The organism is Burkholderia sp. MSMB1078WGS, from assembly GCF_001528895.1.
In the GTDB taxonomy this organism is placed as follows: domain Bacteria; phylum Pseudomonadota; class Gammaproteobacteria; order Burkholderiales; family Burkholderiaceae; genus Burkholderia.
This window is the reverse complement of sequence record NZ_LPDI01000032.1, coordinates 106,386-121,612: the sequence shown is the minus strand read 5'-3', so window position 1 is coordinate 121,612 and position 15,227 is coordinate 106,386. Positions and strand designations below refer to the sequence as shown.

8 protein-coding genes are annotated in these 15,227 nt (G+C 64.0%); all 8 read left to right on the top strand.

The annotated features are described in order from the left end of the window. A partial coding sequence (locus WT24_RS07695; RefSeq protein ID WP_179949324.1) for a YadA-like family protein occupies positions 1-3,853 on the top strand: 3,853 nt, incomplete at its 5' end. Between the two features lie 152 nt (positions 3,854-4,005). Beyond that, positions 4,006-4,731, top strand: a complete 726-nt coding sequence (locus WT24_RS07690; protein WP_060032334.1) for an OmpA family protein — start codon at positions 4,006-4,008, stop codon at positions 4,729-4,731. Between the two features lie 96 nt (positions 4,732-4,827). Then, positions 4,828-6,987 (top strand): Ig-like domain-containing protein, encoded by a 2,160-nt coding sequence (locus WT24_RS34225; protein ID WP_156441767.1) that lies wholly within the window; start codon positions 4,828-4,830, stop codon positions 6,985-6,987. Positions 6,988-7,113: 126 nt separating this feature from the next. Next, positions 7,114-9,426 carry an Ig-like domain-containing protein gene (locus WT24_RS34220; RefSeq protein WP_179949323.1) on the top strand — a complete coding sequence of 771 codons (2,313 nt, stop codon included), beginning with the start codon at positions 7,114-7,116 and terminating at the stop codon, positions 9,424-9,426. Between the two features lie 472 nt (positions 9,427-9,898). After that, positions 9,899-12,229, top strand: a complete 2,331-nt coding sequence (locus WT24_RS07675) for a type I secretion system permease/ATPase (RefSeq protein WP_060032344.1) — start codon at positions 9,899-9,901, stop codon at positions 12,227-12,229. Next, positions 12,226-13,473 (top strand): HlyD family type I secretion periplasmic adaptor subunit, encoded by a 1,248-nt coding sequence (locus WT24_RS07670; RefSeq protein WP_060032331.1) that lies wholly within the window; start codon positions 12,226-12,228, stop codon positions 13,471-13,473. Before WT24_RS07675 ends, WT24_RS07670 begins: the two co-directional genes overlap by 4 nt. A 2-nt stretch (positions 13,474-13,475) precedes the next feature. Then, entirely contained in the window at positions 13,476-14,939 is a 1,464-nt protein-coding gene (locus tag WT24_RS07665) for a TolC family protein (protein WP_060032328.1), read from the top strand. A 5-nt stretch (positions 14,940-14,944) separates the two neighbouring features. Then, on the top strand, positions 14,945-15,169 hold the full coding sequence (locus tag WT24_RS07660) for a hypothetical protein (RefSeq protein WP_156441765.1): 225 nt from the start codon (positions 14,945-14,947) through the stop codon (positions 15,167-15,169). Positions 15,170-15,227 lie beyond the last annotated feature (58 nt).

The following is a 15,227-nucleotide window of genomic DNA, read 5'->3' as shown; positions in this document are numbered from 1 at the left end:
CGACCTATCGAACGTGAAGGCCGGCAAGGCCGACATGGACGCGGTGAACGTGTCGCAACTGAAGTCGTCGGGTCTGGTCGATAAGGACGGCAAGGCACTGGCCGCAGTGACGTACGACAAGAATGCGGACGGCACGCCGGACTATCGCAAGGTGACGCTGGGCGGGATGGATGTACGTCAGACGGTGAAGCTGTCGAACGTGGCGACGGGGGTCGCAGGCACCGACGCGGTCAACGTCGATCAATTGACTGGCGGTCTCGACGATCTCGAGGACAAGCTCGTCAACGGTGCCATTGACTTCAAGTACATCAAGGTCAAGTCGAACGGCATCGCTGCGCGTGCGGTCGGTGACCAGACCGTCGCGATCGGTGCGGGAGCCAATGCAACGAATCGATATGCAATGGCGCTGGGCTCCGGTGCACGCGCTACCGGCGTGAATTCGGTGGCGATCGGCTACAACTCGGTGGCCGAGGAAGCCGATACGATCGCCGTTGGCAGCGAGGGCAAGACGCGCCGGATCGTTCACGTCGGCGAAGGCAGGGTCGATGCGCAGAGCACCGATGCAGTGAACGGCTCGCAGCTGTACGCTGCGCTGGATCAGATCAACGCATCGGTGGCGGAGCAGCAAAACCACCTCATGGCCCTGAAGCAGACTCGTGACGTCAGTTCGAAGCCCGGCAGCTTCGTTGCGATCGAAGGCTTTGGCGACGACGGCAGCATACCCAACATCGCGTCGATGAACGGTCGCGATCCGCTGTCGGGTACGGCTGCGGCAATCGGTGTGGCGTCGGCAGCGGCCGGGGTCAACGCCGTCGCGGTCGGCTTGCAGTCGGTCGCCGGATCGGACCATTCCGTCGGCATCGGCAGCATGGCCCAGACCGGCGTCGATCAGGAATATTCGGTCGCGATCGGCAGCATGGTGACGACGAACGGTGTGCGTGCGATCGCGGTCGGCTCCGAAGCGAAAGCGAACGGCGACAATTCGGTTGCGCTCGGCAACAACAAGGTCTCGGCGATCGGCGACAGTTCGGTAGCCGTGGGCGATGGCGCGAAGACGATGGTCGGCGCGCGAAACAGCATCGCAATGGGCACATCGGCATCGGTCATGCAGAACGTCAGCGATGCGATGGCACTGGGTGCCAATGCAAGCGTGACGGCGGCCGGCGCGGGCGGTGTGGCGCTGGGTGCCGGTTCGGTCGCGAACCGCGGCAATGCGTTGTCGATTGGCTCTGAGCAGATGCAGCGCCAGATCGTCAATGTTGCGAAGGGTACGCAAGGCACCGACGCGGTGAACCTGAGTCAGCTCAAGGGCGTGACGGACGCGCTGGGCGGCGGCACGACCATCGCCGGCGACGGCACGATCACGGCGCCGTCGTACAAGGTCGGGGACAAGGTCTACAACAACGTCGGCGATGCGCTCGCGGCAGCAGGCCAAGGCCAGGGCGGCACGGACCCGAACGCGGTGGCTTACGACAGTGCACAGAAGGACGCCGTGACGCTGGCCGGTGCAGACGGCACGACGCTCACGAACGTGAAGACCGGTGAATTGTCGGCGACGAGCAAGGATGCCGTGACGGGTGCCCAATTGTTCGCGACGAACGAGAACCTCGCCGGTCTGCAACAGTCGCTGAAGGACGGTGGCGTGATCGACCCGACGACGGGCGAGTCGCTGGCGGTGACCTATGCCGATGCGACGAAGGCGAAAGCGACGCTGGCCGGTGCGGAAGGCACGATCCTGTCGAACGTGAAGGCCGGCGTGGCCGACAAGGACGCGGTGAACGTGTCGCAACTGAAGTCGTCGGGCCTGATCGGTAACGACGGCAAGGCGATTGCCGCAGTGACGTACGACCGCAACCAGGACGGCACGGCGAACGTCGGTTCGGTGACGCTTGGCGGCATGGGGGCCGCGGTTCCGGTCGCGCTGCACAACGTGGCATCCGGCAAGATCTCGACGGACGCGGTGAACGTGTCGCAGCTGACGGGGGTAACGGAAGCGCTTGGCGGCGGTGCGGGGATCGATGCCGATGGGTCGGTGAAGGCACCGTCGTACACGGTCGGCGGCAAGACCTACACCAACGTCAACGACGCACTGAAGGCCGCGGCTGAAAGTGGCAATGGCGGTGTCGGCGGCACGGATCCGAAAGCGGTTGCGTACGACGACGCGTCGAAGACTCACGTGACGCTCGGCGGCTCGAACGGTACCGTGATCGGCAATGTCGCCAACGGCTCGCTCGCGGCCGACAGCACCGATGCGGTGAATGGAGCCCAGATGAACGCGATCGCGCGGGATGTCGCGCAAGGACTTGGTGGCCGTGCATCGTTCGATCCGGTCACCGGCAAGCTGACGGCGCCGACGTACGAGTTGTCGGATGCGAAGGGTGGAACGACGCAGTATCGCAACGTCGGAGACGCCATGTCGAACCTTGACGAACGCGTGTCGGGCAACACGACGCGAATCGACTCGTTGCAGGCGGTTGCGGAGAATGCCGTGCAGTACGACGACGCATCGCGTGGCGCGGTGTCGCTCGGCGGCAAGAACGCGGCGGCCCCGGTCGCGCTGAAGAACGTCGCGGACGGCGCCGACGACACCGACGCGGTCAACGTGCGGCAACTTCGCTCGGCGGGCCTCGTGGGCGACAACGGCCAACTGCAGTCCGCGGTGGTGTACGACAAGCACGCCGACGGCACGACGAACTACGCTTCCGTCACGCTGGGTGGTGCAGGCGTGTCCGCACCGGTCGCACTGCATAACATCGCGTCCGGCAAGGATTCGACGGATGCCGTGAACGTGAGCCAACTGCGCGGCGTGACCAGCGCGCTGGGCGGCGGCGCGACGATCGATCCGAGCACGGGCAAGGTGATTGCCCCCACGTACGAGATCGGTGGCGAGAAGTTCGACAATGCAGGCGCTGCGCTGACGAACATCGACAATCGCGTCACGAAGATCCAGAACGGCATCGGCGACAGCGTCAGCCTGGCTGGCGCGGTGGTGTACGACAAGCTGCCGGAAGGCACGCCGAATTACGGCCGCGTGACGCTTGGCAACGGCATGTCGTCGGGCCCGGTAGTGCTGACGAACGTGGCCAAGGGCACGCAAGAGCATGACGCCGTGAACTTTGGCCAGTTCTCCGAGCTGCGCGGGAAGGTCGACGATCTCGGCGGCCGTATCGCCGGTCTGGGCGAGTCGGGCAGCGGTAGCGGGTCGAGCGGCGGCGGTACGTCCGGAACCGGCGCGATCGACGTCACCGGTGGTAGTGGCTCGACGAGCGGCCAGATCCTGGCGGCGAAGCCGGGCGACGGTAACGGCAACTCGGCTGCGGGCTCCGGTGCGCAGGTCGCGAACGGTGTCAACGACGGTTCGACGTTCGGTGCGAACTCCAAGGTCAACGCCGAAGGCGGCACGGCTGTCGGTCAGGGCGCAAGCGTCGCGTCCGGTGCAACCAATGCAGTCGCGATCGGTCACGACTCGGCCGCCACCGAAGCCAATACCGTTTCGGTAGGCAAGGAGGGAGCCGAGCGCCGAATCGTCAACATCGCGGATGGCGTGAAGGCGACCGATGCCGTCAGCAAGGGGCAGTTCGACCGTGCGATGGGCGGCATGCAAGGCCAGATCAATGATCTGTCGCGCAACGCGTACTCCGGTATCGCGGCCGCCACCGCTCTGGCGATGATTCCGAGCGTCGATCCGGGCAAGAACATCTCGTTCGGCATCGGCGGGGCGTCCTACAAGGGATACCAGGCCGTATCGCTCGGTGGCGAGGCACGCATTACGGAAAACATCAAGATGCGTGCCGGCGTTGGCCTCAGCAGCGGTGGCAACACCTTCGGCGTGGGGGCTGCATATCAGTGGTAAGACGGGCCCGGGCCTCCGGGCCCGGTCTCACGGCAGATCGCCGCGGGTTGGCAACGTTTCTCCGCCAGCCCGCGCGCGGCGATCCGCCGTGACTCAGCGCCGTTGATCCCATCCCATTCCTTCAATCTTCCGCAGATAGCGGGAACAGCATCATGCAAACACTTCAACACGTTTTTCGTGCCGGCTTTGCCGGTGCGCTCGTCGTCATGCTTGGCGCATGCGCGACCCAGTCCGGGCCAACCCACAGCATTCGTGCAATCGACGTGCCGAATCAGTCGCAGCCAGCCTATCGGGCGACCTGCGATGGCCTGCTGTCGAGCGGCAACGCGTGCCGTGCGGTGGCGGAGAAGCTCTGCGCCGGCAAGGACGTGACGGTTCTGGAGGCCGTGGATCGCATGCGCGGCAATACCGCGCTCGCGGATCCTCGCGAAATCACCTTCGTGTGCGGCAAGCCGGTGCCGCCGCGCGTCGAGCAACCCGCCGCGCAACAGCCTTTGCCGGTGCCCGAGCCTCGCCCCGAGCCCGCCCCGCAACGTCAGGTACTGCTGCAAGGCAATGCCAACTTCGAGATCGATAGCGCCAAGTTGACGCTTGACGCGCGTCGCCGGCTCGACCGGTTCCTGGACGCGAACAAGGGCGTTGGTTTTCAGCGCGTGACGATTATCGGATACACGGATTCAACCGGTTCACTGGCGCATAACCGGCGTTTGTCGGAGTCGCGTGCGCGGTCGGTTGCAACGTATCTGCGTACCGGCGGCCTGCAGGCCGCGCAATTCGTATCGGAAGGCATGGGATCGTCCGATCCGGTTGCATCGAACACGACGGCCGACGGCCGTGCGCAGAACCGACGCGTCGAGATTCAGGTCGTGCCGGAGTAAGTGGCGGACCAAGCCGGACGATCGTACCGCAAGTGGGGTGATGGTCGTCAGGCGCCGACATTCAACGAAACAACGAGATTTCTGGAATAAAAAGCGATGACAACAACCAAGGCAGTGACGCGGCCGTCGCGTCCGACGATCGATGCAGTAATGGACAACGTGCCGCCCTATACGGGCGCCATCGCGAAAGGCGGCCTGACGAACGATTCGCGCCCGTCGGTGAGCGGGCGCGGCACCGCGGGCTCGATCATTCATGTGCTGGTGGACGGTCGCGAAATCGGCACGGCGGTGGTGGCGGCGAACGGGACGTGGAGTTTCGCGATGTCGCAATCGCTGCGCGACGGTGAATACCGCCTGACGGCGCGCGCGAGCAACGACGCGGGCATGAGCGTGCCGTCGACGTCATACGGAATCCAGGTGGACACGACGCCGCCGTCACAGCCGAAGATCGAGGCGGCGACGCAGGGCACGGCGCCGCAGTTATCGGGGCGCGCCGAGGCCTACTCGACGGTGACGGTGTACGACGGCGCGAAGGTGCTGGGCACGACGACGACGGGAATCGACGGGACGTGGACGTTCCAGTTGCCGTATGGGCTGTCGAACGGCACGCATGCGATGACGGTGACGGCGATGGATCCGGCGGGCAACACGAGTGCGGCGTCGGCGGGCTACGACGTGGTGATCGGGCCCGTGGCGCCCCCCGCCCCGCACGCGCAGGCATTGCTGGACAGCATGGGGCGAGACAGCGGCAGCTTCAATTTCGACCGCGTAACGAACGACGGCACGGCGGGCCGCTTGCTGAGCGGTCACGTATCGGCGGCGCTGGCAGCGGGTGAGAAAGTGCAGGTATCGACCGACGGTGGCCGCACATGGCAAGACGCGTTGACGAAGTCTGATGGTACGTGGGTGGTGATCGACCCGAATGCGCATACGAGCAACTGGACGATCCAGACGCGGGTGGTCAACTCAGCCGGCATCGTAGGTGGGACCGGCGTGGCAGACGTAACGTTGAAGACATCGGTCGCCGCGCCCACGGCGATTTTCCAGAAGAACGAGATGGTCACCGTGAAGTTTGCGGGCGAACTGGTGCAACCGGGTTCGCTGATCTCGGTGCAGGTCGGCGACAAGCGCTTCATGCACGCGTTGACGGCGGCGGAAATCTCTTCGGGCTCCGCGACCTTCGCCGTTTCCACAGGGCCGGTTGCCGCGGCGATCGTCGACACCGCCGGCAACGTTTCTTCGTACCTCAATGCTAGCGGATTTTCTGAGAATTTCGATAGCCGCCAATCAGTATCGATTTCGGGTGGACAAAAGGTTTCGCTTCAGTACTTCGACTTGACGGGAATCGATACCATCGCAAAAACCAGTTGGAAACAAGGTCTTTATTCGGGTGATACCAGTGGGGGCGGAATGTCTATGCCGTCGCCAAGCATGTCGTTGAATTTGGCTGGCAAGGTTCGGCTCGATCTTCGTGATGGATTGACCGCGTCGCATTTTTCGTTCGACGTGGGAGATGTTACAACTGAAGAAAGAGTCGTGCTGACTTTCTACGACCGCAATGGAAACCTGATTTATACCGCCCCGGATATCGTAGCGAAGAATGGCGCAAGCCAGCATATTGAGATCGATATGCCGGATGGGCTTTTGTTCAGTTCGATCGTGTTCGACCAGGCATGGCGCGAATCCGCGGCACAGGTGTTGACATGGCTGGACAATTTTGAATTCGCTAAAAATACCCCGGATCAACTTGTGGATCCGGCGACGGCCCAGAATCTTGTCGAGGGTGCGTATCACGGCGGCAATCGCGACACGGTGTTTACCGTGTCGAACGTGTCGTATTTCAACCAGGACGGCAGCGGCGCTCACGGCGGTAAGGGAATCGATACGCTGAAGCTGACCGGTGCGAATCAGGTCCTGGACATCACCGCATTGAACAACGGCATCACGAACAAGGTCACGGGCATCGAAGTGTTCGACCTGACGGGAACTGGCAACAACACGCTGAAACTGTCGATGAGCGACGTGCTTACGTTGGGCCATCAAGATCTGTTCCGTGCCGACGGCCATACGCAGATGATGGTGAACGGCAACGTGGGTGACCGCGTCGAGCTGTCGGGTATGGCCGGCCTGGATGCGGGCAACTGGACGAATCAGGGTCTTGCGGCCGTTAACGGTCTGGCCTACGTGGTGTACGAGAACGCGGCGCTGAACGTCGAGCTGCTGGTGCAGTCGTCGGTTGCGACTCAGCTTGTTTGATTTGCTTTCGTGCCGGAATAGGCGATAGGGCGCGTCTGAATACTGTGTGGTGGTGATATCAGCCACTTTAGATGTGTAGTTTCGCTATCAGGCGATCAATACAACTAATTTAATTCGGGAATGGCTATGACAACAGCCAAGGCAGTGACGCGGCCGTCGCGGCCGACGATCGATGCAGTAATGGACAACATGCCGCCCTATACGGGCGCCATCGCGAAAGGCGGCCTGACGAACGATTCGCGCCCGTCGGTGAGCGGGCGCGGCACCGCAGGCTCGATCATTCATGTGCTGGTGGACGGTCGCGAAATCGGCACGGCGGTGGTGGCGGCGAACGGGACGTGGAGTTTCGCGATGTCTCAATCGCTGCGCGACGGTGAATACCGTCTGACGGCGCGCGCGAGCAACGACGCGGGCATGAGCGTGCCGTCGACGTCATACGGAATCCAGGTGGACACGACGCCGCCGTCGCAGCCGAAGATCGAGGCGGCGACGCAGGGCACGGCGCCGCAGTTGTCGGGGCGCGCGGAAGCCTACTCGACGGTGACGGTGTACGACGGCGCGAAGGTGCTGGGCACGACGACGACGGGAATCGACGGGACGTGGACGTTCCAGTTGCCGTATGGGCTGTCGAACGGCACGCATGCGATGACGGTGACGGCGATGGATCCGGCGGGCAACACGAGTGCGGCGTCGGCGGGCTACGACGTGGTAATCGGGCCCGTGGCGCCGCCGATTCCACCCACTCCGCCGACGCCCCAGGCGCAGGCATTGCTGGACAGCATGGGGCGGGATAGCGGCAGTTTCAATTTCGATCGCCTGACGAACGACGGCACGGCGGGCCGCTTGTTGAGCGGCCATGTATCGGCGGCGCTGGCAGCGGGCGAGAAAGTGCAGGTGTCGACCGATGGTGGACGCACTTGGCAAGACGCGTTGACGAAGTCTGATGGTACGTGGGTGGTGATCGACCCGAATGCGCATCCCGGAAACTGGGCGATCGACACGCGGGTAGTGAATAGTCAGGGTATTGCGGGAACGCAGAAATCTTATGATGTGACGCTCGACATGACAGCGCCGGGAGCGCCCGAGAGTTTGATGTTGGATGCCGCGAAGGGCACTGTCCAGGTTGGAATTGCGAAGACCGGCGGGGCGGCGGGCGATACGGTCAAGGTCATATTGGGCGACTATACGATCGATTACAAATTGACGGCGCAAGACATCAAGTCCGGCAGCGTGACGCTGGCAGTTCCCACGAGTGTAAAGGTTGCACTGGGTGCGGGTTGGAAAGCCGAAATGAAGGTATGCGCGGCAGTGGTCGATCAGGCCGGCAATTCGTCGGATTGGCGCTGGTCGAAAATGGAGGCGAGAAAATCGTTCGACGTGGGCGATCAGCCGAGCGGCGCCTTCCGCAAGTTGGTTACAGACGTCGCAACTCTGGAAGTGGCGGGCATTCCCGGCGTACCGGCCGCACAGAGCGCTGCCAGCATCGGTAAGAACGCATCCGGAGAAAGTACGCTGGGATGTATGGGGCGGGTAAACATATCGCTCGACGGATTTTCGGCGACCGGTATTAGCATGAGGGTGTTCGGAGATCAAACCGGAGCGACGTCTAGTAATGGCTATACGCGAGTGGAAGTCGGAACGGCTGTCATCTTTTACGATGCCAAAGGGTCAGTAATTTCGACTCAATACGTGCCTACCATGCCCAACAATATTGCGGATGTCTCGTTCAGAATGCCAGCCGGCAAGGCGTTTTCCAGCATGAGCATCACGACCGGGTATTACTCTATGCTGGAAAGCACGGGGCAACAGGAAGGCGGTGCGATGGTGTGGCAATGGAACCAGCGCCCTTGGATTCGAACTTCCAACAGATTTGAAAATATCAAATTCGATCTTAGTCCAAGCGATGCGTTGTCGACTGGCGTCGAGCCGGTACACGACATTCAGAACGTCGTCTTGCTGTCGGGTTTCTATACCGGCGGACACGGGGACGATGTCTTCAATGTCGGCGATGTTCGTTATTTCGATGGGGCGGAGGTGGGCGTTCACGGCGGTGCCGGCATCGACACACTGAAGCTTACAGGCTCGGGTCAGGTGATGGATCTGTCGAAACTGGTGAACGTTGGCGGAACCGACAAACTTTCGTCGATCGAGATCATCGATATAACCGGTACGGGCGACAACACGCTGAAGCTGTCGATGAGCGACGTGCTGACGCTCGGTCAGAAGGATTTGTTTCGTAACGACGGCCATACCCAGATGATGGTGCACGGCAACGCAGGTGATCGCATCGAACTCTCCGGTATGGCCGGCCTGGATGTGGGCAACTGGACGAATCAGGGTCTTGCGGCCATTCATGGCCGTGCCTATGTGGTGTACGAGAACGCGACACTGAACGTCGAGTTGATGGTGCAGTCGTCAGTGACGACTCAGCTCGTCTGAGCGCTCTTCGCATCGACAGGCGCGCATGACGCAAACGCCGTCATGCGCGCCTGTCGGCGCATCCTTGTCCGATTTGCTCGTCGCCGTACCTCCGCCGTTTCTCCTGGCGGTGCATTCGACCGGTGTCGCCAGTCACGGAGACACGGTGGACGCTCCCCTGTGTCATTTCGACGTTTCGATCTTGTCCTAATGGTTTTGATCCGACTTTAGGACTCTTCATATGTCGCGTCACTTAGGCCTTCCGTACAGTCGAGATCTTTCGACATAAAGACGCTGGCGCCGTGTCGATTGCCTGGTGTGGTGACGAACAGCGTATGCAATTTCCCTCGCCTGCATAGCCGTCACCGAGATGCAACGCATCGTGAGCGCGGTCCGAAACGCCGCCGCGATCGCGCGTTGCGAATCGTCCGGGCAACCCGGTCCATGCGAACGCGGCGACATCCTGCCGGCCGCCCCTTTAATGACCGACCTCATGAACTCCCGAACAACTGATAGCGATACCGAGCAGCGCAGCGATACCGTGTTGCCCGAAACGATCGAACGTGACAGTCTGCTGGATGCCGCATCCTGGATCTGTGACTACTACGGCCATGGCCGCACGCGCGATGCGTTGACGGCCGGGCTCGCGATGTCCGCGTGTCTGACGCCGTCGCTTGCACTCGAGTTGCTCACTCAAGCCGGGCTGACCGCGACGCTGGTCGAACGCAAACTGTCGCTGCTGCCCGACGCGCTCATGCCGATCGTGCTGCTGCGACGGGATGGCGGTGCATGCGTGTTGCTTGGCCGCCGTGTCGATCGGACCGAACCGGGAAGCGCGCGCGTCGTTTTCCGGGTGATGATGCCCGAGCTCGGTGCGAAGCCTGTCGAGTGCCGCGAGGAAGAAATCTCGAGCTCGTATTCGGGATACGCGCTCCTCGTCAAGCCGATCGCGAAAACCGACGGCCGGGACGGCGATCCGCTTCCCGAGCCGGCCGGGCACTGGCTGTTGCGCACGCTGTGGCGCTACCGCAGCTACTACGCGAGCGCGGCCCTCGGCGCATTCCTGATCAACGTGCTCGGCCTCGCGAGCGTGTTCTTCACGATGAACGTATACGACCGCGTCGTGCCGAATCAGGCCTACGTGACGCTGTGGTCGCTGGCGATCGGCGTCGCGCTGGCGATGCTGCTCGAAGCCGTCTCGCGTCACGTGCGTGCGCATGTGCTCGACACGGCCGGCAAGAAGGCCGATCTCGTGCTCGGCAGCCTGCTGTTTCGTCAGGCATTGGCGATCCGGCTGGAGCGGCGGCCGGCCTCGGCCGGCTCGTTCGCGCATCGGCTGCGCGAATTCGAGTCGGTGCGCGATTTCGCGACGTCGGCCACGCTGTCCGCGGTGTCGGACCTGCCTTTCGTGCTGTTGTTCGTCGGCGTGATCTTCGCCGTCGCCGGCCCGCTCGGCTGGATTCCGCTGTTGATGATCCCGATCATCATCGGCATTGGCGTGGCCGTGCAATGGCCGCTCGCACGCGCGATGCGCGAGAACCTGCGCGAAGCGTCGCTCAAGCAAGGTGTGCTGATCGAATCGATCGAAGGGCTGGAGACGCTCAAGGCGGTCGGCGGGGAAGGCGCGATGCGTCATCGCTGGGATACCTTCAGCGCGAAGGCTGCCGCATCGTCGATGAAGTCGCGACAGCTCTCCAGCATGGCGACGAGCGCCGTTGCGTTCCTGCAGCAGATGCAGACCGTGGTGATCGTGATCGCGGGCGTCTACCTGATCGGCGCGGGCGAGCTCACGCAAGGCGCCTTGATCGGTGCGGTCATGCTGGCCGGCCGCGCGACCGCGCCGCTTGGCATGGTCATGGGGCTCGCACTGCGCTTTCAGCAGGCGAAGGCCGCGCTGAATTCGCTCGACGAGCTGATGGCGATGCCGGTCGACCACGATCCGGCACGGGAATATCTCGCGCGCCCGCCGCTGACCGGTCACCTGAAGCTCGACAATGCGTCGTTCGCTTATCCGGCGCCGCCGATGCAGCAGAGCGCCCCGGTGTTGACCGGCGTTTCGATCGAGATTCAGGCCGGCGAGCGCATCGCGATCCTCGGCCGGATCGGTAGCGGCAAATCGACGCTGCTGCGATTGTTCGCGCGCCTGTACCGGCCCACCGAGGGCAAGCTGCTCGCGGACGGTCTCGACGGCGAGCAGATCGCACCGGCCGACTGGCGGAAAACGTTCGGCTACGTGGCTCAGGACAGCCGTCTGTTCCACGGCACGCTGCGCGAGAACCTGACGATCGGCCGCCCCGACGCGACCGTCGACATCCTGCTGGAAGCATTGAGGCTGACCGGGCTCGACGCGCTGGTGGCGCGTCACCCGCTCGGCATCAATCTTCCGGTCGGCGAAAACGGCAGCGAGCTGTCGGGCGGCCAGCGGCAGCTCGTCGCGCTCGCGCGCAGCCTGATTGCGCGACCGCGCGTGTTGCTGCTGGACGAGCCGACGAGCGCAATGGACACGCAGACGGAGGCGTTGTTCATCGAACACCTGCGGCGGGCGACGGCAGGCCAGGCACTCGTCGTCGTCACGCACCGGGCGCCGTTGCTCGCGCTCGTCGATCGCATCGTGATCGTCGATCAGGGCAGGATCGTGATGGATGGGCCGAAGGCACACGTGCTCGCGGCGCTGTCGGGCGAGACGTCATCGGCCGAGCGCGCGTCCGCGGAGCCGGTGGCGCAGGCGCCGGCAGGACGGATGACCGTCACGCCGCGACCGTCCGCGTCCGGAGGCGCGGCCGACGACGCATCGGCCACTCCGGCGATGGAGGCGGAGCGATGAACTTTCGATCGATATTCCGACGGCGCGAGCGGCAACCGAAGCTGCTCGTGCAGGATGCCGCATTCATGGACGACATCCGCGAAGCGCTGCTCGTGCGGTCGTCCGTCGGCGCGCAAAGCGTGCTGTATGTCGTGGCCGCCGTGTTATGCGTGGGACTCGCATGGGCCGGTTTCGCGCGCGTCGAGGAGGTCACGCGCGGCGAGGCGACCGTCGTATCGCAGAGCCGCGAGCAGGTGATACAGAGCCTGGAAGGCGGAATCGTCGAGGAGGTTGCCGTGCGCGAAGGCGAGCTCGTCGAGAAAGGGCAACTGCTTGCCAAGATCGATCCGACGCGGGCGGCTTCCAGCTATCGTGAGCTGCGGTCGAAAGAACTCGGTCTGAAGGCGACGCTCGCGCGATTGCGTGCCGAAGCATACGGTACGCCGCTCGCGTTTCCCGACGAGGTGACGCGCGAACCGGAACTCGTCCGGCAGGAAACGGCGGCCTATCTGGCGCGCCGGCGCTTGCTCGACGAAGGGATCGCCGCGTTGCGGCAAAGCCGGGCGCTCGTGTCGCGCGAGGTGGCAATGTCCGCGCCGCTGGCCTCGAAAGGGCTGATCTCGGAGGTTGAAATCCTGCGCATGCAGCGGCAGGCCGCGGAGCTCGACGCGCAGATCGTCGAGCGCCGGAATCGCTACCGGTCGGATGCCGGCACGGAGCTGGCGCGGCTCGAGCCGGAGCTCGCCCAGGCGAGCGAGTCGCTCGTCGGCCGTGCCGACGTGCTCGATCGGACGGATGTCGTCGCACCGATGCGCGGCGTCGTGAAGAACATACGGGTCCACACGCGTGGTGCCGTCGTGCAGCCGGGCGAGCACATCATGGAGATCGCGCCGGCTGACGACAGGCTGCTGATCGAGGCACGCATCAAGCCTTCCGACATTGCATTCCTGCATCCAGGCTTGCCGGTGCTCGTGAAGGTCAGCGCATACGATTTCGCAATCTACGGCGGGCTTTCGGGGCACGTCGTCAGCGTCGGGCCGGATGCGGTGAAAGACGAGCAGCGGGCCGCCGCGGGCCGCCCCGATGCAACGTATTACCGGCTGATGGTCGAGACGGACGCGAACGCGCTTGAGGTGGCGGGCAAGCGGCTGCCGATCCTGCCGGGGATGCAGGCGACGGTCGATGTCCGGACCGGCGAGAAGACGGTGCTCGACTATCTGCTGAAACCGATCTTCAAGGCCCGCGAGGCTTTCCGGGAGCGCTGAGCATGAGTCATCGGAATTTCGGGCGCCGGGTGCGTCTGGCGCATCCGTTCGCATCGCTGTCGGCCGCACTCCTTGCAGCCGTGCCGGCCTTCGTGTTCGCAGCCGCGAGCGACGCTGCCGTGACCGGCATCGTGCGGCCCGCGGCCGCTCTTCAGTCGGCACGCGTCGATCCCGGGGCGGAGCCGACGCAACCGGCCCCCGCGCTACCGGGCGAATCCGGCGACCGGAGCGTATTGTCCGAGCGATCGTTCGCGACCGAGGCCGATGTGAGGCGGCTCCTGTACGCGGCCGCCGAGGCGGCTATCGACACGAGCCCGCAGGTGCGGCGGCTTTACGCGGAATATCAGGCTGCGCAATCGGACGTCGACCAGGCGAAGGGTGCGCGCTGGCCGCAATTGCAATTGAGCGGGCGAACGCGTTCGGCGCAGTTCGGCTCGAATGCGGGCATCGGCTACGATCCGGGCAACTCGGTCAATGCCGATCTCACGACGACGCTGTTCGACTGGGGGCGCACCGACAAGCTGATCGGTAGCCGCCGCGAGCGTGCCAGTGCGAATCAGGAGCGCTACGTCCTGCAGATGGAGGATTCCGCCTATCAGGTGTCGAGCACGCTCGTGGAACTCGCGAAGCAACGCAATATCGCGATGCTGAGCCAGCAGTTCGTCGACCGCATGACGCAGCTCGTGAACATGCTCGACGAAATAGTCGCAGTCGATCGTGGCCGCGGCAGCGAACTGACGCAGGCGAAGGCCCGACTGCTGCAGGCACAGGCGAGCCGCGACACCGCACTCGCCAGATATCGCGATGCCCAATTGAACCTGCGCAAGCTGGTGGGCGAACGGCCGGTACCGATTCCGGCGGCCGCGAGCTGGCCGTTGCAACCCGGCAGGCTCGAGCGGCTGATGTCGGCGCTCGACGAGAGTCCGCGCATTCAGCAGGCACGCGCGGAAGCCGCCGCCGCCGACCTGAACCGAGACGCCGTGCGGGCATCGTCCCGCCCGCAACTCGACTGGGTCGTCAGTACGAGTACCGGGCGCGACGCGCTGGGACGCCGGATGCCATGGCAAACGATGCTCACGCTGCGCTGGAACGCGTTCACCGGCGGTGCGGCGACGGCGGAGGCCGACGCAGCCGCATACCGGGCGTTGGCAGGATGGCACGACGTTGAACAGACTCGGCTGGATCTCGAGTATCAGGTCCGCAGCGCCGATCAGGACGCGCGTGCATTCGAAGCGCGCGCAGACCAGTATCACGATCTGACGGCGGAGTCGGATCGCGTGCGCAGCGCGTTTTTCGATCAATGGCATCAACTCGGGCGGCGCTCGTTGCTCGACGTGCTGATCGCGGAGAGCGATTACTACAACAATCGCGTCAGCGAAGTCGCGTATCGGTTCGACGGGTATGCGGCGACGTTGCGCGGCTATGCGTCGGCAGGGATGCTCGTTCGCTGGCTGCGTGAAGGATGATGCGTTTGGCGGTCCTGTCGGGCGATCGTCGCGACGCGCCGGCACTGGTCGGCATATCGGAGCGTCGGCAGACCGATTCGGCCATGAACGGATTCGTGCCGCCCGTGCGCGCCACCGACCTGTCCGTTGCCGCCGTCCGGCCGGGGACGTGGTGGCGACGCAACGCCGAAAACCCGCGATTCACGCCGTTCACTCCCGTTTGTATTCCGAGCCAGTGGAAATTGGCGTGATTGGGAGAAGCGCGAAATTGGACAAGTTCGAATTGCGATGTGGCCGGAGCAGCGGCGG